Below are 21,801 nucleotides of genomic sequence, written 5' to 3' on the forward strand. Positions count from 1 at the left end.
ACGCGCGGCGTGGCGGTGCGCACAGAAAGCGGCCCGGTCCGGGCGCCGGGGAGAGCGCCCGGGCCGGGCCGCCGGGGGTGTGCGTCAGGCGGTCTCGGTGATCGGGCGGTCGACCCAGCTCATCATGCCGCGCAGCTTGCTGCCGGTCTCCTCGATCGGGTGCGCCGCGCCCTCGGCCTGCCACTTGCTGAAGTTGGGCCGGCCGGCCTCGTCCTCGGCCACCCACTCCCGGGCGAACTCGCCGGACTGGACCTCGCTGAGGATCTTGCGCATCTCCTCCTTGACCCGGGCGTCGATGACGCGCGGGCCGCGGGAGAGGTCGCCGTACTCGGCCGTGTCGGAGATGCTGTAGCGCATCTTCGCGATGCCGCCCTCGTACATGAGGTCGACGATCAGCTTCAGCTCGTGCAGGCACTCGAAGTAGGCCACCTCGGGGGCGTAGCCCGCCTCGGTGAGCACCTCGAAGCCGGTCTGCACGAGCGCCGCCGCGCCGCCGCAGAGCACCGCCTGCTCGCCGAAGAGGTCGGTCTCGGTCTCCTCGGTGAAGGTGGTCCGGATGACGCCGGCCCGGGTGCCGCCGATGCCCTTGGCGTACGACAGGGCCAGCGCGAGGGCGCTGCCGCTGGCGTCCTGCTCGACGGCGACCAGGCAGGGCACGCCCTTGCCGTCGGCGTACTGACGGCGGACCAGGTGGCCCGGACCCTTCGGCGCGACCATCGCCACGTCGACGTCGGCCGGCGGCTTGATCAGGCCGTAGCGGATGTTGAAGCCGTGGCCGAAGAAGAGCGCCTTGCCCGGGGCCAGGTTCGGCGCGATCGACTCGGCGTAGATGCTGCGCTGGGCGGTGTCCGGCGCGAGGATCATGATGACGTCGGCCTCGGCCGCCGCGTCGGCCGGCGTGAGCACCCGCAGGCCCTGCTCCTCGGCCTTGGCCCGGCTCTTGGAGGCCTCCGGCAGACCGATCACCACGTCGACCCCGGAGTCGCGCAGCGACAGCGCGTGGGCGTGGCCCTGGCTGCCGTACCCGATCACCGCCACCTTGCGGCCCTGGATCAGGCCCAGGTCGGCATCGTCGTCGTAGTACACCTCAACGCTCATGATTTCCCTTTCGTACGGCGGCCCGGGCGGCCCGTCGTGGATCTGTGCGGTGTCGGTCCCAGGCGGCGCTACGCGCCGGCACTGGTCGGGCGGTCCCGGCCGGCGCGGGGCGCCGGCCGGGTCGGGGTCAGGCGGCCCGGAGCGAGGGTCCGGCGGTGATGGAGCGCGAGCCGCGCCCGATCGCCACCAGCCCGGACTGGACCATCTCCTTGATCCCGAACGGTTCGAGGTCGCGCAGCAGCGCGTCGAGCTTGTCCGGGGTGCCGGTGGCCTCGATGGTCAGCGTGTCCGGCGCCACGTCGACCACCCGGGCCCGGAACAGGCCCACCGTCTCCAGCACCTGGGCCCGGGCGGCGCGGTCGGCGCGCACCTTGACCAGGAGCAGCTCCCGGGCGACCGAGACCTGCGGGTCCAGCTCGACGATCTTGAGCACGTTGACCAGCTTGTTGAGCTGCTTGGTGACCTGCTCCAGCGGGGACGACTCGGCGTTGACCACGATGGTGATCCGCGAGACGTCCGGGTTCTCGGTCTCCCCGACGGCGAGACTGTCGATGTTGAAGCCGCGCCGGGAGAACAGTCCGGAGACCCGGGCCAGGACGCCCGGCTTGTTCTCCACCAGGACGCTCAGGGTGTGCATGGTCATCAGATGTCATCCTCGTCGAAGGCCGGGCGGACGCCCCGGGCGAACATGATCTCGTCGTTGCTGGTGCCGGCGGCGACCATCGGCCACACCATGGCGTCCTTGCCGACGACGAAGTCGATGACCACCGGTGCGTCGTCGATGGCCATCGCGGCGGCGATGGTCGCGTCGACGTCCTCGGCGTTCTCGCAGCGCAGGCCCACGCAGCCGAGGGCCTCCGCGAGCTTCAGGAAGTCGGGGATGCGGTGCTTGTGGGTGCCGAGGTCGGTGTTGGAGTAGCGCTCCCCGTAGAAGAGGGTCTGCCACTGCCGCACCATGCCGAGGTTGCCGTTGTTGATCACGGCGATCTTGACCGGGATGCCCTCCAGCGCGCAGGTGGCCAGCTCCTGGTTGGTCATCTGGAAGCAGCCGTCGCCGTCGATCGCCCACACCACCGTGTCGGGCTTGCCGACCTTGGCGCCCATCGCCGCCGGCACCGCGTAGCCCATCGTGCCGAGGCCGCCGGAGTTCAACCAGGTGTACGGCTTCTCGTAGGAGATGAACTGCGAGGCCCACATCTGGTGCTGGCCGACACCCGCGACGTAGATCGCATCCGGGCCGACGAGCTCGCCGAGCCGCTTGATCACGTACTGCGGAGAGAGGGTGCCGTCGGCCGGCTCCTCGTAGCCCAGCGGGTACCGCTTGCGCAGGTCGTCGAGCTGGGTCCACCAGTCGGCGAGATCGGCACGCCGGCCGGCCGCCTGCTCGTTGGTCACCGCCGCGATCAGCTCGTCGATGACGTGCCGGGCGTCGCCGACGATCGGGACGTCCGCGTGCCGGTTCTTGCCGATCTCGGCCGGGTCGATGTCGGCGTGCACCACCGCCGCGTCCGGGGCGAACGAGTCCAGCTTGCCGGTGACCCGGTCGTCGAAGCGGGCGCCCAGGGCCACGATCAGGTCGGCCTTCTGCAGGCCGTAGACCGCGGAGACCGTGCCGTGCATGCCGGGCATGCCCAGGTGCTGCGGGTGCGAGTCGGGGAACGCGCCGAGGGCCATCAGCGTGGTGACCACCGGGATCCCGGTCTGCTCGGCCAGCCGGCGCAGCCCCTCCGTGGCGCCGGCCTTCAGCACGCCGCCACCGATGTAGAGCACCGGGCGCCGGGCGGTGGCCATCAGCCGGGCCGCCTCGCGGATCTGCTTGCCGTGCGGGTGCAGGGTCGGGCGGTAGCCGGGCAGGTCCAGCGTCGGCGGCCAGGTGAAGGTGGTGGGCGCCTGGAGGACGTCCTTGGGGATGTCGACCAGGACCGGCCCGGGCCGGCCGGTGGCGGCCAGGTGGAACGCCTCGGCCAGCACCCGGGGGATCTCCTCGGCCTCCTGCACCAGGAAGTTGTGCTTGGTGACCGGCAGGGTGATGCCCTGGATGTCCGCCTCCTGGAAGGCGTCCGTGCCGATCGAGGGCCGCGCGACCTGACCGGTGATGGCCACGATCGGCACCGAGTCCATGTACGCGTCGGCGATCGGGGTGACCAGGTTCGTCGCGCCGGGGCCGGAGGTGGCCATGCAGACCCCCACCCGGCCGGTCGCCTGGGCGTAGCCCGTGGCCGCGTGCCCGGCGCCCTGCTCGTGGCGGACCAGGATGTGCCGGACGGTGGAGTCGTAGAGCGGGTCGTACGCCGGCAGGATGGCGCCGCCCGGGATGCCGAAGACGACGTCGACGCCGAGCGCCTCGAGGGACCGCACGAGCGAACCGGCGCCGCTGACCTGGGCCGGAGCGGGTGTGCGTACCCCCGGGACGGCCGGGGTGGCCGCGGTGCGGGCGGCGCCGGCGTGCTCGGCGTCGCTCGCGGGCTCGGCGACCGTGCGGGCCCGCCGGGCGGAGTGGGCGAGTGTCTCTGGCGTGGGTCTCGTCATGGCGGTTCAGGCCTTCGGCTGGAGTGGGTGCGGCTGTTCGAGCGGGTGACGCGGGGCGACGCCCGGCGTCGATGGGTCCGACGGCAACAAAAAAGCCCTCGTGCAGGTTGCACGGGGCCAGCGCACTCTCGACGTGGAGAGTGCGCTCAGGTAAGTACTCGCAGCGACCGGTACGACGACATGCGGCAAGCCTGACGCATCTCACGCGATGAGTCAACTGATCCCACATGTTGGTTCACGGACCGCCGGGTTTCACCCATCCGGGGCGCTAGGAACCCTGCTCCACCTGCGCGGACCCCGGCCCGGAGGGGCGCGTGGCGGGCAGCGTCGGCAGCCGCCGGGGCGGCGGCGCCGCGGGCGGGCCGGCCGGGGCGGGCGTCGGGGCCGGGCGGGCCCCCGGGGACGTGGCCGCCTCCAGCATCGCCTCCAGGTGCTCGGCCGGCACGCCCCAGCCGAAGAGCGCCCCCTGGCCGAACCGGCAGCCGGCGGCGACCACGGCGGCCAGCTCCGTCGGCGTGGTCACCCCCTCGGCGATGACCTCCAGACCGAGCTGGTGGCCGAGGCGCATGACGATGTCGACCATCGGCGCGAACGCCGGGCCGTCCCGGCCCACCGGACGCACCGGCTCGTGCTCCGCGACCAGCCCGTGGTCGATCTTGAGGATGTCGATCGGCAGGCGGCGCAGCTGGCCCAGCGAGGAGTACCCGGCGCCGAAGTCGTCCAGCGCGATCCGGACACCCGTCAGCCGCAGCGCCGTCAGCCGCCGGATCAGCTCGTCCAGGTCCGTCGCGACGGCGTGCTCGGTGACCTCCAGCACCAGCCGCTGCGGCGGCACCCGGTGGGCGCGCAGCGCCTCGGCGACCTGGACCACGTACTCCGGGGCGTGCAGCTCGCGGGGGGACACGTTGACCGAGACCCAGACGTCGTGGCCGTCGGCCAGCCAGCGGGAGAGCTGGTGGCACGCCTGGTGCAGCACCCAGGCGCCCAGCTTGGCGATCATCCCGCACTCCTCGGCCAGCGGGATGAACTCGTCCGGGCCGACCTTGCCCAGCACCGGGTGACGCCAGCGCAGCAGCGCCTCCGCGCCGACCGGGCGCACCGAGGGCAACGAGGCGACCGGCTGGAACACCAGGCGCAGCTCGTCGCGCTCGATCGCGCCGCGCAGCTCGTGCTCCAGCGTGGTACGTCGGCGCAGCAGCTGGTCGTACGCGGCGTCGTAGCGCTCGATCCGGTTCTTGCCGCGCTGCTTGGCGTAGCGCAGCGCCAGGTCGGCGTGGCGCAGCAGCAGCTCCACGTCGGGCTCGCCCGTCCAGCCGGCCACCCCGATGCTCACCGACAGGAAGACCGGCCCCTCCGGCTGGTCGTAGGCGCGCCCGAGCACCCCGAGCAGACGCTCGGCGACCCGGTCCGCGTCGGCGGGCTGGCCGTGCATCAGCACCGCGAACTCGTCGCCGCCGAGCCGGGCTGCCACGTCGCCGGGGCGCAGGTTGGCGCGCAGCCGCTCGCCGACCTCGGCCAGCACCGCGTCGCCCACGTCGTGGCCGCGCATGTCGTTGACGTGCTTGAAGCCGTCGAGGTCGAGCCCGAGCAGCACGCAGGGGGCGCCGGCCTCGGCGCACCGGTGCAGCGCCTGCAACAGCCCCCGCCGGTTGGCCAGCGCGGTCAGCTGGTCGGTGTGTGCCAGCTCGCGGAAGTGCGCCTCCCGCTCGGCCAGCCGCCGGGCGTAGCCGCGCACGTCGTGCAGCGTGAGGTACTGGCGGGTCACCAGGGCGAAGCCCTCCACGCTGCCGGCGACGATGCCGAGCGCGTCGAACCGGCCGTCCTGGAGCAGGTGGTACATCGCCGAGGCGGCCATGGCGAACATCGGGACGAACGCGTACGCGCCGTCGCGGCGGATCAGGTCGGGCGGCGGCCGGTCCGCCGCGTCCGGCCGGCGGGCGGCCGACGCGGCGGCGACCAGGCCGGCGGCGAGCACTCCCGCCCCGACCAGCGCCATGCCCGGCCCGGCCTGGCAGAGGCCGGTGGCGATGCCGAGCCCGCCGCAGGTCACGGCGGTGGCCCCGGCGCCGACCCAGGCGGCGCGACCGCGCGGCGGCGGGGCGCGGAAGGCCACGATCAGGGCGAGCCCGGCGGTCAGGACCGCGCTGACCGTGGCGAGCAGGATCGGCACGCAGGCCACCGGGGTGGCGTCGCCGAGCAGCCGGGTGGGCTCGGAGAAGACCACCCAGCCGACGAACCAGAACGCCGTCGCCATCACCAGGCCGTCGAGCGCCAGCCGGACGGTGGCCGCCGCCGCGGCGGCCACGCCGGGCAGCCGGAGCAGTCCGGCGGAGAAGAGCAGCCCGCTGGTCGCCGTGCCGATCGACACGACGCCGGCCCAGCCGGTGTGCCCGTCCGGGGCGTGCCCCGCGTGCCCGGCGGTGGAGAGCGCCACGGCCACCCCGACCAGCAGGGTGACCAGCGCCACCCCGGACGCGGCGGCGAGCAGCGCGTACGCCTGCCGGTGCGGCCCGGCGCTGCGCCGGGCGCCGACGGCCGACAGCGCGGTGGCCGCCGCGGCGACCAGCCCGCACAGCACCGCGACCGCGACCATGCCCGGGGGGAACTGCACGTCCCAACTGTGCCGGATGTGCGCGCGGCGTGGGGGGCCGGGTGTGCAACCTTTGGGACACGTCGCGCACGGCAGCCGGCCGTCCCCGCGACGGTGTAACACTTGTGGGCATGCCTGAGCTGCGGTCGAAGACCTCCACGCACGGTCGGACGATGGCCGGCGCCCGGGCCCTCTGGCGGGCCACCGGGATGACCGACGACGACTTCGGCAAGCCGATCGTCGCCATCGCCAACAGCTTCACCCAGTTCGTGCCCGGTCACGTGCACCTCAAGGACATGGGCGGTCTGGTCGCCGAGGCGGTGGCGGAGGCCGGCGGGGTGGGCCGCGAGTTCAACACCATCGCCGTGGACGACGGCATCGCCATGGGCCACGGCGGCATGCTCTACTCCCTGCCCAGCCGGGAGCTGATCGCCGACGCGGTGGAGTACATGGTCAACGCGCACTGCGCCGACGCCCTGGTCTGCATCTCGAACTGCGACAAGATCACCCCGGGCATGCTGCTGGCCGCCCTGCGGCTGAACATCCCGGCCGTCTTCGTCTCCGGCGGGCCGATGGAGGCCGGCAAGACCGTGGCGATCGAGGGCGTCGTGCACTCCAAGATCGACCTGATCGACGCGATGATCGCCTCCTCCAACGAGGCCGTCACCGACGACCAGCTCGGCGAGATCGAGCGGTCGGCCTGCCCGACCTGTGGCTCCTGCTCCGGCATGTTCACCGCCAACTCGATGAACTGCCTCACCGAGGCGATCGGCCTGGCACTGCCGGGCAACGGCTCGACGCTGGCGACCCACGCCGCGCGCCGGTCGCTCTTCGTCGAGGCCGGCCGCACCGCCGTGGAGATCGCCAAGCGGTGGTACGACGGCGACGACGCCTCCGTGCTGCCCCGCGCGATCGCCAGCCGGGCCGCGTTCGAGAACGCCGTCGCGCTCGACGTGGCGATGGGCGGCTCGACCAACACGATCCTGCACCTGCTCGCCGCCGCCCGCGAGGCCGAGCTGGACTTCGGCGTCGCCGACATCGACGCCGTCTCCCGCCGGGTGCCCTGCCTGGCCAAGGTCGCCCCGAACTCCCCGAACTACCACATGGAGGACGTGCACCGGGCCGGTGGCATCCCGGCCATCCTCGGCGAACTGGACCGGGCCGGCCTGCTGCACCGGGACGTGCACGCGGTGCACTCCCCCAACCTTGAGCGCTGGCTCGCCGACTGGGACGTCCGGGGCGGTTCGCCGACGCCGGAGGCGGTCGAGCTGTTCCACGCCGCCCCGGGCGGGGTGCGCACCGTCGAGCCGTTTTCCACCACCAACCGCTGGTCGTCGCTGGACACCGACGCCGCCGGGGGCTGCGTGCGGGACCTCGCGCACGCCTACAGCGCCGACGGCGGCCTGGCGATCCTGCACGGCAACCTCGCGCCGGACGGCTGCGTGGTGAAGACCGCCGGGGTGCCCGAGGAGTGCCTGACCTTCCGCGGCCCGGCCAAGGTCTACGAGTCCCAGGACGACGCCGTCGAGGCGATCCTCAACAAGCGGATCGTCGCCGGCGACGTGGTGGTGATCCGCTACGAGGGGCCGAAGGGCGGCCCCGGCATGCAGGAGATGCTCTACCCCACCTCGTTCCTCAAGGGCCGGGGGCTGGGCCGCTCCTGCGCGCTGCTCACCGACGGCCGATTCTCCGGCGGCACCTCCGGGCTCTCCATCGGGCACGCCTCCCCGGAGGCGGCCTCCGGCGGGCTGATCGCCCTCGTCGAGTCCGGCGACGAGATCGTCATCGACATCCCGGGCCGGTCGATCGAGCTGAACGTGGCCCCCGACGTGCTGGAGGCCCGGCGCATCGCGCAGGAGAAGCGCGACAAGCCGTACACCCCGGTCGACCGGCAGCGGCCGGTGTCCGCGGCGCTGCGCGCGTACGCCTCGATGGCCACCTCGGCCAGCGACGGCGCCTACCGCCGCGTCCCGGAGTAGCCGCCGCGGCGGGCCGTCTTCGTGAGCGGGTACCCGTGCTCCCGGGACGGTGACGCCGTACGACCCTTCGCCTGGGGCGAAGGGTCGTACGACGCTGTCGAGCTGAGTCGTTGGTGACATCAGGCGGTGACGTCCGGGCCGCGCCGCGCCACCAGCCGGCGGCGAATCGTCCACGACGTCAGAAGGACAACGGTGTCGTGCACCGGGTGCGACGCATCCGGGACCGTCGCACCCGTGGCAACCGAGGGCTCAGCCGGCGAACAGCGTTCCGAGGTCCTTGTACGCCTGGTCGAAGCGGGCCATCGCCGCCGCGATGTTGGGCTCCGGCTGCGGATCACCGAGCGCCTTCTGCATCAGTTCGAGCCCGCCAACCAGGTTCTCCCCGCTCGCCACCAGCGACGGCTGCGGATCCGGGTCGCCGTGGAACTTCTCGTTCTCCAGGTCCGCCCAGCCGACCTGGCGGAGCTTCACCTCTGAACCCTCCAGCAGTTTCGCCGACGACCAGAAGCTCTCCGTCGCCAACTCCCGCAGGCGCTCCGCCTTGATCGGGTCCACGGCCTGTGCCGCCTCCCCCAGCAGCGACATGCCCCGACCCAGCCGGTTCAGATACTCGAAGCGCTTCTCCGGGTCGATCCGGTCCCACAACTCGTAGACCGGCGGGCAACTCAGACACTCGATCGGCCCGATCGGTCTCGGTTTGAACTCCGGCAGCACGATCTCATGACAGTCGAAGATCGGCCGACCGCCGAACTCACCGACCTGGAAACAGATCTTCACCGGCTGACCAACGGCACTGGCTGGTGTGGCCGGTACCAGCAGCGCCGCAGTGACGACGAGCGCCATCGCGAGCAGTATGCGACGAAAACGACTCATGTAATACCTCCCGAGAGAGACGTCGATGCCTCGTCATTGTTGCCTGTCGATGCAATGAGGCGCAGCAAGGACGTTTGTCCATCCCGTAACCGCACCCCGAGCAGGACTGTCGGATGGGCAACACTTCCTGGCTCCACTGAGGAGTGCGGCGTCGAATTGAGCCATGTCCCCCGATCTTTGCCTCGGCACCGGTGAGCGACCCGGAGCGGCGCAGTGAACCAGCCGAGTCCACCACCTTCGGACAGACGGGTCGTGCTGGTGTCGACGGCTGCCGGCGTGGTGGGCGCGGTGGCGGGCGTCATGCAGTACCTGACCAGCGCCGGCGCCTGGGCCGTGGTGGCGGTCGGGCTCGCCGGCCTCGCCGCGGCCTGCTGGGCGCTGGGGTGGCTCTGGATGCAGCGCCGCCCCGTACTCGCCACCGTGGTGGTGATGATCCTGGTGGTCCTGTCGGCGGTGACCGGCGCGGCCACCGACCGCATCGTGGGCCGGAGTACGGGTAAACCCACGACGGTCGCGGCGACCCCCAGCCCCGACGACCGACCGACCAGCGCTGTCCCGACGTCCCCCACCTCAGCGCCGACCTTCCCGGCGACACCGACCGGCCGTCCCACCGACCCGACCGACGCCCCCGCTCCGAGCAGCACCGTGAGCCCGACCTCCGACGGCGTGAAGCCTCCGAGTCGCGCCGACGAGGGAGTCACTCTCTCGATGAGCTACTCCCTCGACCTCGACTCCACGGCTACGAACTGGAACGTCCAGTACGGTTATTCGGCCGGCCAGGGCCTGGACGTGTATCTGAACCGCGGGACCCCACCGGTGCGGACCCCTGGTGACGTCGTCGTGATCGACGGGACGCCGTCCGAAAGCGCCTGCGAGACGTCCGTCACCCGACAGAACGACATCCTCAGCGAACAACTCCGGACAGACCAGTCCTTCTGTGTGCGGACGACAGAAAAACGTTGGGCGTGGTTGACCGTCAAGCGCTACGAACCAGGGAAGACGTTCACCTTCGACGTGATCGTCTGGTAGCGGCGGGCACGGGCCGCCAGTCACCACCCCGACCTCGTCGCTGCCGCTCGCACTTTCTTCCTCATCCGGAGCGTGACGACGCTGCTCACCCAGCCCTGGCCGCCTCCTGAGCGTCGTCGCCGGCCAGGCCTTCTCCGCCGGGCAGCACGACGGCCCGGGCGTACCGGATCGCGGCCGGGGTGTCGGGGAAGACCAGGCCGTCGCGGCGCAGCCGACCGGCGACGCCGAGAGTGGCCAACACCTTCAACTCGCAGCGTCGACCGAGCCCGCCTCAGTACGCGACCAGGGCGATGACCAGCGACGACACGGCGGCGGCGAGCAACACCACGCCAGTGGCGAGGCCGACCACCGCACTCACCGCGACGGCGCGGGCCCGGGCCACCGGCACCGCCGCCAGCGCCACCGCCGTCACCAGGGCGGCGACCACGTGGACCAGCGGATAGTCGATCAGCGCCGCGACCGGGAACAGGTGCAGGCCCACCACGAGGGCGACCCAGACCGGGATCAGGTCCCGTCGGCGCCGCAGGGCGAGCAGCCCGGCACCGAGCGCGGCGACGCCGAACTCGATGCCCACGACGACTCCGAAGGCACGGCTGGTGTCGGCGTCGAAGGCCGTCGGGTCGGACCAGCGCCGCCAGGTCAGGATGCCGCCGGCGACCGCGGTGAGCAACGAGAGCACCGATCCGGCGCCGAGGAACGGTGGCCACCGCCGGGGCGGCGCCTCCTGCGCCCAGCCGAACCAGCCGGACGCGAAGAAACCGAACACGACCGCCGTGGCCGACGCGTCACGAATGTGCTCCGCGATCATGGTTCTCCCTGTGGCTGGTGCGACCTCCGGCGGGTCGGCTCCCGCCCCCGGCCGGCCCTCCGCTGCTGGTAGATCCTTCCCCAGACACCGGGCCGCCCGCCCTGGGGGTGCGCCCGACGGAGATCTTGGTACGGAACGGCCCCTCCGGGGGCCGAATCTTGCCAAGATCACCGTCGTGGCACCGGCCGGGTCAGCCGGCGATGTCGTTGACGCAGCGTAGGACGGGGCGGGTGGTCAGGGCCGCCGGGTCCAGCGGGGCGTCCGCGCGCACCGTGAACGTGGCCGTCTCCCCCGGCAGGAGGGTGACCAGCGCCTCGTCGGCCTCGGCCGCCGGGCCGAGCCGGTCCGGGAAGAGCGTCAGGTCCCGCAGGACCGTGCGGGCGGTGACCCGGACCCGCTGGCCGCCGTCGACCGACTCGACCGCCGCGTCGTACCGGGCCGCCGGCCAGTCGGCGTCGCGGTCCTCGGCGAAGAACCAGAGCGCCCGCTCGGCCGTCCCGCCCGCCTCGGCCACCAGCAGCTCGCGCCGGGCCTCGTCCGGCCGCGCCAGCTCCGCCGGCAGCGCCAGCTCGATCCTGGCGTACGCACCGACGTCCAGCTCCAGCGTGGTCTTCGCCCGGGGCTCGCCGGTCAGGGTCAGCCGGGTCACCGATGCCGTCGCCCGCCACGGGGTCGACCCGTCGTTGACCGCGACCAGGGCCAGGCCGCCGTCGCGGGGCTGGACGGTCAGCAGCCGGTCGGCGTACGCCCGTCGCAGCGCGTACCACAGGGGCTTGCGGCGGCCGTCGCCGTCGACGGCCGACCACGAGGTCACCGGCCAGCAGTCGTTGAGCTGCCAGACGATGGTGCCGGCGCAGACGTCCCGGTGGGAGCGGAAGTGCTCGACGGCGAGCTGGATCGCGCGCGCCTGGTTGAGCTGGGTCAGCCAGTGCCAGTCGTCGAAGTCCGCCGGTGCCGGCAGGTGCGCGTCGAGCCCCCGCCGGAGCTTGGCGTCGCCGTCGATCGCCTTCTGGTGGTGCGCCATGCCCGGCGAGTCGGGTGCGAGGGGCTCGTCGGACAGCGCCCGGCGCAGCGTCGCGTACGCGGGCGGGGCCTGGTAGCCGAACTCGGCGACGAAGCGCGGCACGTACTCGCGGTACTTCGTGTAGTCGTCGGTGTTCCAGACGTCCCAGATGTGCGTGGTGCCGTGCGCCGGGTCGTTGGGGTGGATCTCCTCGCGGCCCGACCACGGGCTGCCCGGCCAGTACGGCCGCGTCGGGTCCAGCTCGCCGACGATCCGGGGCAGCAGCTCCAGGTAGTAGCCGCGTCCCCAGGTGCGCCCCGCGAGGGGCTCCTGCCAGTCCCAGTCGTGCCAGCCCCAGATGTTCTCGTTGTTGCCGGTCCAGAGCACCAGCGACGGGTGCGGGGCGAGCCGGACCACCTGCTCGGTGGCCTCGGCGGCCACCTCGGCGCGCAGCGGCTCCTCCTCGGGGTAGGCGGCGCAGGCGAAGAGGAAGTCCTGCTGCACGAGCAGGCCCAGCTCGTCGGCGAGGTCGTAGAAGTCGTCCGACTCGTACCGGCCGCCGCCCCAGACGCGCAGCAGGTTGACGTTCGCGTCGGCGGCCTGCCGGAACCGGTGCGCCAACCGGTCCCGGGTGATCCGGGTGGGGAAGACGTCGTCGGGGATCCAGTTCATCCCCCGGACGAAGACCGCGGTGTCGTTGACGTGCAGGGCGAACGGGGTGCCGTGCGCGTCGGGGGTGGTGTCGAGGCGTACCGAGCGGAACCCGATCCGCTGCGACCAGGTGTCGAGCGGGTGGTCGTCGGCGTCGTGCAGGGTCACCTCCAGCGGGTGCAGCGGCTGGTCGCCGTACCCCCTGGGCCACCAGAGCGCCGGGTCGCGGACGGTGAGGGTCAGCACGGCCGTGCGCTCCCCCGCCGGGATCGTCGCCTCGGCCGCCGCGCCGGCGACGGTCGCCCGCACGGTGAGCGACGCGGCGCCGGCCCGTTCGACCTCGACGTGCAGCTCCACCCGGCCGTCGCCGGCCTCGACGGTCACCAGGGGACGCACGACGGCCAGCCGCGCCGTGGACCAGGCGTGCAGCCCGATCTCCTGCCAGATGCCGGCGGTGACCAGGGTCGGCCCCCAGTCCCAGCCGAAGTTGCAGGCCATCTTGCGGATGAACGGGAAGGGCTCCGGGTAGGCGTTCGGCCGGTCCCCGAGCCGGTCCCGCTGCGCCTCGGCGTAGCGGTAGGCGGAGTCGAAGCGTACGGCCAGGGTGTTGGACCCGGCGACCAGCAGCGACCGGACGTCGAAGCGGTGACCACGGTGCATGTTCTCGGCGCGGCCGGCCTCGGTGCCGTTGAGGGTGAGCGTGGCGACGGTGTCGAGGCCGGCGCAGACGAGGTCGACCCGCTCGTCGCCGCCCGGCCGATGGGTGAAGGTGGTCTCGTAGACCCAGTCGGTGCGGCCGATCCAGGCGAGCCCCTTCTCGTTGTCGTCCAGGTACGGGTCGGGGATCAGGCCGGCGGCCAGCAGGTCGGTGTGCACGCAGCCGGGAACGGTGGCCGGCACGGCGCGGCCCGCGATCGCGGCCGGCACCTGCGGCCCCTCCACCGCCCGCAGGGTCCAGCCCTCGTGCAACGCTTGCCGGGTCACGACTTCACCGCGCCTTCCATGATTCCTCGGACGATCTGACGGCCGCCGATGAAGAGCATCACCAGCAGCGGGAGGGTGGCGACCAGGGCGCCGGCCAGCACCCGCCGGTACAGCACGTAGTTGCCGCTGGCGAGGTCGGAGAGGGCGACCATCGAGGTCGGGTAGTCGGTGCCGCCGAGGGTGATCAGCGGCCACTGGAACTCGTTCCAGGTGGCGACGAAGGTCAGCAGGCCGAGCACCGCCATGGCGGGCCGGACCGCCGGCACCACCACGCTCCAGAAGATCCGCATGGTGCTCGCGCCGTCCATCCGCGCGGCCTCGACCAGCTCGTCGGGGACCGCGTCGAGGATGAACTGCCGCATGTAGAAGACGCCGAACGCAGTGACCAGGCCGGGCACGATCACCGCGAGGAGGGTGCCGTTCCAGCCGCCCTCGCCGGGCATCCGGCCCATCAGGATGTAGAGGGCGACGACGCCGAGCTGGTTCGGCACCGTCATGGTCAGGACGACCATGACCATCAGCGCGTTGCGCCCCTTGAACCGCAGCTTGGCGAAGGCGAAGCCGGCCAGCGCGCAGAAGAAGAGCACCGACGCCGTCACCACCGACGACACGATCACGCTGTTGCCGAGCGACTGGAGGAAGAACACGTCCTGCATGGAGAAGACCTCCCGCAGGTTGGTGACGAGCTGACCGCCGGGCAGCACCTGCGGCGGGATCTGCGCCAGCGCCTCGTCGGTGTTCGTGGCGATGACGAACATCCAGTAGAGCGGGAACGCCGAGAACGCGATCACGACGCTCAGGAACAGGTAGGTCCAGACGGTGCCGGGCATGTGCTGCGGCGCCCGGCCCATAAGCGCCCCCCGCCGGGGATTCGAGGCGCTCACCTGTGCCACCTTTCGTTCGCGACTGCGGGGCTCGCAAGCTCACTCCTCGCGCTCACCGCTTACCACCTCCCAGGCGGTTGGTGATGACGGCGTTGATCGCCGCGACGAGCAGGATGACCAGGAAGAGCGCCCAGGACATGGCGGCGGCGTAGCCGAGGTTGAGGTCCCGCCAGCCGACCTTGTAGATGAGCTGCGCGACGGTCTGCCACTGCCCGTCGTCGCCGCCGAGGCCCAGGGCCGGGTTGGCGTCGAAGAGCATCGGCTCGGTGAACAGTTGCAGGCCGCCGATGGTGGAGAGCACGACGGTGAAGATGACCACGGGCCGGATCATCGGCACGGTGATCCGCCACAGTTGGCGCCACGGCCCGGCCCCGTCGACGGCGGCGGCCTCGTAGACGTCGCGCGGGATGGACTGCATGGCGGCCAGGTAGAGCAGCGCGTTGTAGCCGATCCACTTCCAGTTGACCATGGTGGCGATGGCGATCCACGAGGACCACTTCGCGGACCGCCAGTCGATCGGCTCGGTCTCGCCGATGCCGAGCAGCGACAGCGCCCAGTTGGCGATGCCGGTGTCCCGGGCGAAGACCACGGAGAAGATCAGCGTGGAGGCCGTCACCGGGGTGATGTACGGCAGCAGGACCCCGACCCGGAACCAGGTCTGGGCCCGCAGCTTCCGGTTCAGCAGCGACGCGACGATCAGCGCCAGCAGCAGCTGCGGCACGGTGGAGAGCAGGAAGATGCCGAAGGTGTTGGCGAGCGCGTTGAAGAAGTCGTCGTCGGTGAAGAGGCGGCGGAAGTTCTCCAGCCCCGCCCAGCCGGTGAGCGTCGGGTCGTCGAGCCGCCAGTGGCGCAGGGCGACGACGCCGTTGAAGACGATCGGGAAGAGCCCGAAGACGGCGAAGAGCAGGAAGAACGGGGCGATCAGCAGGTACGGCACGTAGCGCACGTCGAAGCGGTACAACCGGGTACGCCAGCCGCCCGGCTCTGGTCGGCGGCCCCGGCGTTCGGCCGTCGCACCGGGCTCCTGGCCGGGCCGGGGCGCCGTGGGGGCGGCGCGGGTGGTGGACATCGGGGCACCTCCAGGCACCGAAGTAAGGGCCGGTCGGGGCGCGGCACGGGCCCGCCCCGACCGGCGCGCGGTCAGGACCTGGCGGCCTTCTCGGCTTCCTTGACCGCCTCGGTCCACGCCTGGTCGGGCTTGCCCTTCAGGTTTCCGGTGGCCAGCCGGTTGAGGACGTTCTCCACCGCCACCCGGGTCGGGCCGTTGCGCTTGCCGAGGTACTGCGGGGTCAGGCTCTCCGCGGTCTTGGAGAAGATCTGACCCACCGGGGCGTTGTTGAAGAAGGGGTTGGTGAAGTCTTTGATCGCCGGGTCCTGGTAGAGCGCCGGCTGGGAGGGCAGGTTGCCGACCTTCTTGAAGATCTCGATCTGCTGCTCGGGCTGGATCAGCCACTCGACGAACTTGTACGCCTCGTCGACGTTCCTGCCCTGCTTGGGGATGGTCAGGAACGAGCCGCCCCAGTTGCCGCCCCCGCCGGGGATCGCGGCCACGTCCCACTTGCCGCTGGTGCCGGGGGCGGTGTTCTTGATGTGCCCCTGCATCCAGGCCGGGCAGGCGAGCACGGCGAAGTTGCCCTTGACGAAGCCGCTGTTCCACTCGGGCGAGAACGCGGTGAGGTTGGCCGAGAGGTCCGCGGCGATGGTCCGGGCCGCCACGTCGAAGGCGACCTTGGGGCCGCCGTCCATCTTGAGCGCCTCGCTCTCGTCGTAGAAGCCGACCGGCTGCTGCCCGAGGACGGGGTTGAAGATGTTGGTGCCGGCGTCGATGAACTTCTTGCCGCTCTTGGCCGTGTACTGCTGGCCGACCTCGATGAACCTGTCCCAGGTGGGCCAGAGCGCGGAGACCTGGTCGCGCCCGGTGGGCAGGCCGGCGGCCTTGAACAGGTCGGTGCGGTAGCACATGGCCAGGCCGCCGACGTCGGTGCCGAGGCCGATCTGGGTCTTGCCGTCGGGCGTCAGGGTCTGCTTCCACTTCCACGGCAGGTACTTCTGCTCGTACGTGCCGGCGCCCTTGTCGAGCAGGTTGACGAACTTGTCGGCCTGGCTGCGGAACTGGACGACGAAGCCCTCGTCGACGGCGGCGATGTCCGGCGCGCCGGAGCCGGCGACGAGCTTCTTCTGGAGATCCTCGTGCTGGGCGTTGTACTCGCCGGTGTTCAGGCTGATCTTGACGTTCGGATTGGCGTCCTCGTACTTCGCCTTGAGCTCGTCGAGCCCGAAGTCGCCCCAGAAGTTGATCTTCAGGGTGACCTGGCCACCTGCCTGGGAGTCGCCGTCACCTCCGCTGTTGCCACTGCACGCCGCGACCATGACCAGGCTGACCGCGCCGACGGCGGCCGCCCTGGCCCAGTGCGTCAAGGACCGTCTCATGTCATCCTCCGCGCCAGATGGGAACGCTCCCGACATCGAGAGTCGTTGACTGAACCGGATAAGTTCCGCCACCGTACGGGGCAGTTTCGGCGCTGTCAACGGGCAGTCACGATCGGTGTCTCACGGTAATCTGCACCGGTCGTGGGAGCGCGATCATGGGAGGTGGAGGCATTCCTGCGAGACAGCGGAACGCAGGCTGGCGGTGCGGCAAGGGACCGAGCCGAACCACACCAGATCACTTAACCGGGAAAGCCGGCGACCGGCCCGACGCCGCGCACCGGTCGCGCCGGCCTTCCCCGCGCCGGGTGCAGTAGCGTGGACCGCCGCCGGTCGCCCCGGCCTCGTGGTGACACCCGCCCGGGCGGGAGAGTTGGAGGAGTACGCCGGTGAAGCGACCCACGATCGCCGACGTCGCCCGCCGCGCCGGGGTGTCCAAGGGGGCGGTCTCCTATGCGCTGAACGGCCAGCCCGGGGTCTCCGAGGCCACCCGGCAGCGGATCCTCGCCATCGCCGCCGAGATCGGCTTCAACCCGAGCCGCGCCGCCCGCTCCCTCTCCGGGGCCACCGCCGACGCGGTCGGCCTCACCCTCTGCCGCCCCGCCCGCACGCTCGGCATCGAGCCGTTCTTCATGGAGCTGATCAGCGGCGTCGAGGCCGAACTCTCCGCCCGGTCGTACGCGCTCACCCTCCAGGTCGTGGCCGACCAGGAGGCGGAGGTCGCCGTCTACCGCCGGTGGTGGGGTGAGCGCCGCGTCGACGGCGTCCTCGTCTGCGACCTGCGCGCCGACGACCGCCGGGTGCCGGTGCTGGAGGAGCTGGGCCTGCCCGCGGTGGTGATCGGCGGCCCGGGCGGCACCGGCGGGCTGGCCAGCGTCTGGTCCGACGACGCGGCGGCGCTGGTCGAGACCGTGGAGTACCTGGTCGCCCTCGGCCACCGCCGGATCGCCCGCGTCGGCGGCCTGCCCGCCCTGCTGCACACCGAGATCCGCACCGAGGCGTTCACCCAGGTGTGCCGCCGGCTCGGCCTGGCCGACGCGGTCACCGTGCCGTCGGACTACACCGGCGAGGAGGGGGCGCGCGCCACCCGGCGGCTGCTCAGCTCGGCCGGCCGCCCCACCGCCGTGATCTACGACAACGACGTGATGGCGATAGCGGGGCTGTCGGTGGCCCAGGAGATGGGCCTCGCCGTGCCGGGCGAGGTGTCCATCGTGGCCTGGGACGACTCGCCGCTCTGCCAGCTGGTGCACCCGCCGCTGACCGCGCTCGGCCGGGACATCCCGGCGTACGGCGCGCACGCCGCCCGGGAACTGCTGGCGGTGATCGGCGGCGCGCCGGCCCGGCAGGTGCAGGACGGGACCGCCCACCTCACGCCTCGGGGCAGCACGGCCCCGCCGCGCGCGAGCTGAGCCGGACCGCGCCGACCCGGGCGCCCCGCCCGTCGGCCTCCCGGCCGGGGCGACGGCGTGAGCCGTAGGCGCCGTCCACCTTAACCGGTTAACTGACCACTCCGAGGTGCGCCGTAGCGGCCGGAGCCGCCATCCGTCCGGCTCCGCACGTCCGGGGCCGGCGGGCCTCTGTCCGATCAGTGTGAACGTCTGGTGTCGTGACGTTGATGGTGGTAACTTTCTCGCCACTTGCAAGACCTTGCAGAAACATTCGTCATCCTGTGACGTGATCCGTCACGTCACTGTCCGGTCCGGACAATCCCCCACAGTCGACGGCTGTCACGCAAGGCACCCCGTCCCCCTCGGCCCTCGCCGACTACCACCCCCGAGGAGCTCCGATGCATCCCAGCACCGGACGACGACGACGGACGATCGCGGCCGCGCTGGCCGCCGGGATCGCCGTCGGGCTGGCCCCGCTCAGCACCGCCTCCGCCGCGAACTCCGTGACCGTCTACTACCGACCCGCCGCCACCTGGACCGGCCAGGTCAACGTCCACTACGCGCCGGACGGCGGCGCGTGGACGGCCGTGCCCGGGGTGGCGATGGAGGCGGCGTGCGCCGGCTGGCGCAAACGCACCATCGACGCCGGTACCGCCACCGGCCTCCAGGTGGTGTTCAACCACAACGGCGCCACCTGGGACAACAACCGGGGCGCGAACTACCGCACCGGCACCGGGACGGTGACCGTCGCGGACGGCGTGGTCGGCACGGGCGACCCCTGCGCCGGCACCCCCTCGCCCACGCCCACCCCGTCGAACCCGCCGGCCGGCCGGACGGCCGACGTCTGGTACCACGTCGGGACCAGGGGCTGGGCCGCCGCGAACATCCACTACCAGCCCGCGGGCGGGGCCTGGACCACCATCCCCGGCGCGCCGATGCAGGCCGGCTGCGCCGGATGGGCCCGCCGGGTGGTCGACCTCGGCACCGCCGCCACGCTCCGGGCGGCGTTCAACAACGGCGCCGGCGCCTGGGACAACAACAACGGCGCGGACTACACCCTGGGCGCCGGGGTGAGCACCGTCAAGGCGGGGGTGGTGACCGCCGGCGCGGCCGCACCGTGCCCGCCCGACACGCCGGACACCACCGCGCCGTCCACCCCCACCGGGCTGGGCGCGACCGCGAACGGGGTGCGCGTCGCGGCCTCCTGGGCCGCGGCCACCGACGACCGCGGGGTCACCGGCTACCGGCTCACCCGCACCGGCGGGTCGCAGGGCACCGTCACGGTGACCACCGCCGGCACCGGCCACGTCGACGACGCGCTGAGCCCACAGACCCGCTACGAGTACACCGTCCGGGCGTACGACGCGGCCGGCAACACCTCCCCGGCCAGTGCCCCCGTGGCGGTCACCACCGGCACCAGCACGCCCCCGCCCGCGGCCGGCACCCCGCTCGGCGGCGACCCCCGCGAGGACAGCATCTACTTCGTGATGACCGCCCGGTTCGCCGACGGCGACGCCACCAACAACCGGGGCGGCAGCCAGCACGTCAAGTCGGGCAACGCGGCCAACGACGACCCGATGTTCCGCGGCGACTTCAAGGGCCTGATCGACAAGCTCGACTACGTCAAGGGGCTCGGCTTCTCCGCCCTCTGGATCACCCCGGTCGTGCTGAACCGGTCCGACTACGACTTCCACGGCTACCACGGCTGGGACTTCCAGCGGGTCGACCCGCGGCTGGAGAGCCCCGGCGCGAGCTACCAGGACCTGATCAACGCCGCGCACGCCAAGGGGATCAAGGTCTTCCAGGACGTGGTCTACAACCACAGCTCCCGCTGGGGCGCCAAGGGCCTGTTCACCCCCACGGTGTACGGCGCCCGCGACGAGCAGTGGAAGTGGATGTACAGCAAGCAGGAGCCGGGCCGCTCGTACGACCCCATGGTCGAGCACCCCGGCACCGACCCGGAGCTGACCCCGGCGCAGAATGCCCTCGCCAAGGGACGGCCCTACAACGGCGACGTCTGGTCGACCACCGCGCCGACCGGCAACCAGTGCCCGCGTTGGGGTGCCCCGGCCGGCACCAGCCCCGAGGGCTTCCGCCTCTACGAGTGCCAGTGGCCGACCCCGACCAGCAAGCTCTTCCCGGCCGACCTGTACCACCAGTGCTGGATCGGCAACTGGGAGGGCGAGGACTCACGTAGCTGCTGGCTGCACGAGGACCTGGCCGACTTCAACACCGAGAACGCCACCGTGCAGAAGTACCTGATCGACACGTACAACAAGTTCATCGACATGGGGGTCGACGGCTTCCGCATCGACACCGCCGTGCACATCCCCCGCGTCACCTGGAACCGGCGCTTCCTGCCGGCGATCCAGCAGCACGCGCTGGCCAGGCACGGTGAGAAGGGCCGGGACTTCTACGTCTTCGGTGAGGTCGCCGCGTTCGTCAACGACAAGTGGAACCGGGGCTCGGTGAACCACTCGGCGCAGTTCTTCACCTGGAAGGAGCGCAAGGAGTACAGCCCCGACGACGTGCGCGCCGCCATCGAGCAGTACGACCACGAGCAGCTACTCGGCCCGAACGGGCAGCCGACCAGCGACAACGCGTTCCTGCGCGGGAACACCTACCACGCGCCGGACCACTCGAAGTTCTCCGGCATGAACGTCATCGACATGCGCATGCACATGAACTTCGGCGACGCGAACAACGCCTTCGGCAACGGCAAGGACTCCGACGACAGCTACAACGACGCGACCTACAACGTCGTGTACGTCGACAGCCACGACTACGGCCCGAACAAGTCGAACACCCGCTACACCGGGGGCACCGGCGCCTGGGCGGAGAACATGAGCCTCATGTGGACGTTCCGGGGTATCCCGACGCTCTACTACGGCTCGGAGATCGAGTTCCAGAAGGGCGCGAAGATCGACTGCGGGCCGACCTGCCCGCTGGCCACCACCGGGCGCGCCTACTACGGCGGTCACCTGGCGGGCACGGTCACCGCGGCGGGCTTCGGCCGGGTCGCCTCGGCCACCGGCCCCGTGGCCAGCACGCTGGACAAGCCGCTGGTCAAGCACGTGCAGCGGCTCAACCTGATCCGCCGGGCAGTGCCGGCCCTGCAGAAGGGGCAGTACTCGACCGAGGGGATCAGCGGCAACTCCATGGCGTACAAGCGGCGCTTCACCGCCGGCGGCGTGGACAGCTTCGCGCTGGTCACGGTCTCCGGGAGCGCGACGTTCACCGGCGTGCCCAACGGCCGCTACACCGACGCGGTCACCGGCGACGTCCGGACGGTCACCAACGGGACCCTGACGGCGACGGTCAGCGGACAGGGCAACCTGCGGGTGTACGTGCTGGACCTGCCGGGCAACCCGGCGCCGGGCAAGGTCGGCGACACCGGCCCCTACCTGCGGTGACGCCGGTGTCGAAGGCGGCCGGACCGGCCGCCTCCGACACCACCGGCGGGGCCGCCCCCCCCCCGGGGGGGGGGGCCCGCCCCCCCCCGCCCCCCGCCACCGGGGGTTAGATAGGGAGGGGGGGGGGGTGGGGGAGAGTGTGTTT

15 protein-coding genes are annotated in these 21,801 nt (G+C 72.0%); 4 read left to right on the forward strand and 11 right to left on the reverse strand.

All coding sequences use genetic code 11. The features are described 5' to 3' along the window. Positions 1–84: 84 nt before the first annotated feature. The 4 genes from ilvC to ABZ573_RS10420 form a co-directional block, all read right to left on the reverse strand. Positions 85–1,098 (reverse strand): ketol-acid reductoisomerase, encoded by a 1,014-nt coding sequence (ilvC, locus tag ABZ573_RS10405; RefSeq protein WP_151455720.1) that lies wholly within the window; start codon positions 1,096–1,098, stop codon positions 85–87. 127 nt (positions 1,099–1,225) lie between these two features. Beyond that, complete coding sequence (gene ilvN, locus ABZ573_RS10410; protein ID WP_089001623.1) at positions 1,226–1,741, reverse strand: acetolactate synthase small subunit; 516 nt, start codon at positions 1,739–1,741, stop codon at positions 1,226–1,228. After that, positions 1,741–3,627: an acetolactate synthase large subunit gene (locus ABZ573_RS10415; protein WP_151455721.1), complete on the reverse strand. Its 1,887-nt coding sequence runs from the start codon at positions 3,625–3,627 to the stop codon at positions 1,741–1,743. Before ABZ573_RS10415 ends, ilvN begins: the two co-directional genes overlap by 1 nt. A gap of 268 nt (positions 3,628–3,895) precedes the next feature. Next, positions 3,896–6,238 carry a bifunctional diguanylate cyclase/phosphodiesterase gene (locus tag ABZ573_RS10420; protein ID WP_358117298.1) on the reverse strand — a complete coding sequence of 781 codons (2,343 nt, stop codon included), beginning with the start codon at positions 6,236–6,238 and terminating at the stop codon, positions 3,896–3,898. 110 nt (positions 6,239–6,348) lie between these two features. On the opposite strand from ABZ573_RS10420, the gene ilvD reads away from it, so the two are divergent. After that, complete coding sequence (gene ilvD, locus ABZ573_RS10425; RefSeq protein WP_358117301.1) at positions 6,349–8,196, forward strand: dihydroxy-acid dehydratase; 1,848 nt, start codon at positions 6,349–6,351, stop codon at positions 8,194–8,196. Between the two features lie 249 nt (positions 8,197–8,445). On the opposite strand, the gene ABZ573_RS10430 is transcribed toward ilvD, so the two are convergent. Further along, on the reverse strand, positions 8,446–9,039 hold the full coding sequence (locus ABZ573_RS10430; protein WP_151455343.1) for a hypothetical protein: 594 nt from the start codon (positions 9,037–9,039) through the stop codon (positions 8,446–8,448). 288 nt (positions 9,040–9,327) lie between these two features. On the opposite strand from ABZ573_RS10430, the gene ABZ573_RS10435 reads away from it, so the two are divergent. Beyond that, positions 9,328–10,098: a hypothetical protein gene (locus ABZ573_RS10435; protein WP_358117304.1), complete on the forward strand. Its 771-nt coding sequence runs from the start codon at positions 9,328–9,330 to the stop codon at positions 10,096–10,098. An 85-nt stretch (positions 10,099–10,183) separates the two neighbouring features. On the opposite strand, the gene ABZ573_RS10440 is transcribed toward ABZ573_RS10435, so the two are convergent. The 6 genes from ABZ573_RS10440 to ABZ573_RS10465 all read right to left on the reverse strand — a co-directional run bounded on the left by ABZ573_RS10440 (position 10,184) and on the right by ABZ573_RS10465 (position 16,858). Beyond that, the gene (locus tag ABZ573_RS10440; protein ID WP_192581447.1) at positions 10,184–10,339 is read right to left on the reverse strand and encodes a hypothetical protein; all 156 of its coding nucleotides are present in this window, start codon (positions 10,337–10,339) and stop codon (positions 10,184–10,186) included. Positions 10,340–10,369: 30 nt separating this feature from the next. Further along, positions 10,370–10,906, reverse strand: coding sequence for a hypothetical protein (locus ABZ573_RS10445; protein WP_358117307.1), 537 nt, complete (start codon positions 10,904–10,906; stop codon positions 10,370–10,372). Positions 10,907–11,096: 190 nt separating this feature from the next. After that, complete coding sequence (locus tag ABZ573_RS10450; RefSeq protein ID WP_358117310.1) at positions 11,097–13,544, reverse strand: glycoside hydrolase family 2 protein; 2,448 nt, start codon at positions 13,542–13,544, stop codon at positions 11,097–11,099. Then, on the reverse strand, positions 13,541–14,374 hold the full coding sequence (locus ABZ573_RS10455; RefSeq protein ID WP_225852275.1) for a carbohydrate ABC transporter permease: 834 nt from the start codon (positions 14,372–14,374) through the stop codon (positions 13,541–13,543). The genes ABZ573_RS10450 and ABZ573_RS10455 overlap by 4 nt, the downstream gene beginning before the upstream one ends. Positions 14,375–14,480: 106 nt before the next feature. After that, positions 14,481–15,497, reverse strand: coding sequence for a sugar ABC transporter permease (locus ABZ573_RS10460; RefSeq protein ID WP_151455347.1), 1,017 nt, complete (start codon positions 15,495–15,497; stop codon positions 14,481–14,483). 71 nt (positions 15,498–15,568) lie between these two features. Then, positions 15,569–16,858, reverse strand: coding sequence for an extracellular solute-binding protein (locus ABZ573_RS10465; protein ID WP_358117313.1), 1,290 nt, complete (start codon positions 16,856–16,858; stop codon positions 15,569–15,571). 386 nt (positions 16,859–17,244) lie between these two features. Here ABZ573_RS10465 and ABZ573_RS10470 point away from each other — a divergent pair, with 386 nt between their 5' ends. Both ABZ573_RS10470 and ABZ573_RS10475 read left to right on the forward strand, forming a co-directional pair. After that, positions 17,245–18,264, forward strand: a complete 1,020-nt coding sequence (locus ABZ573_RS10470) for a LacI family DNA-binding transcriptional regulator (RefSeq protein ID WP_151455349.1) — start codon at positions 17,245–17,247, stop codon at positions 18,262–18,264. 377 nt (positions 18,265–18,641) lie between these two features. Beyond that, entirely contained in the window at positions 18,642–21,656 is a 3,015-nt protein-coding gene (locus ABZ573_RS10475; protein ID WP_358117316.1) for a carbohydrate binding domain-containing protein, read from the forward strand. Positions 21,657–21,801: the final 145 nt, after the last annotated feature.

The sequence above is a fragment of the Micromonospora sp. NPDC007220 genome (assembly GCF_040634035.1).
Classification (GTDB): domain Bacteria; phylum Actinomycetota; class Actinomycetes; order Mycobacteriales; family Micromonosporaceae; genus Micromonospora; species Micromonospora reichwaldensis.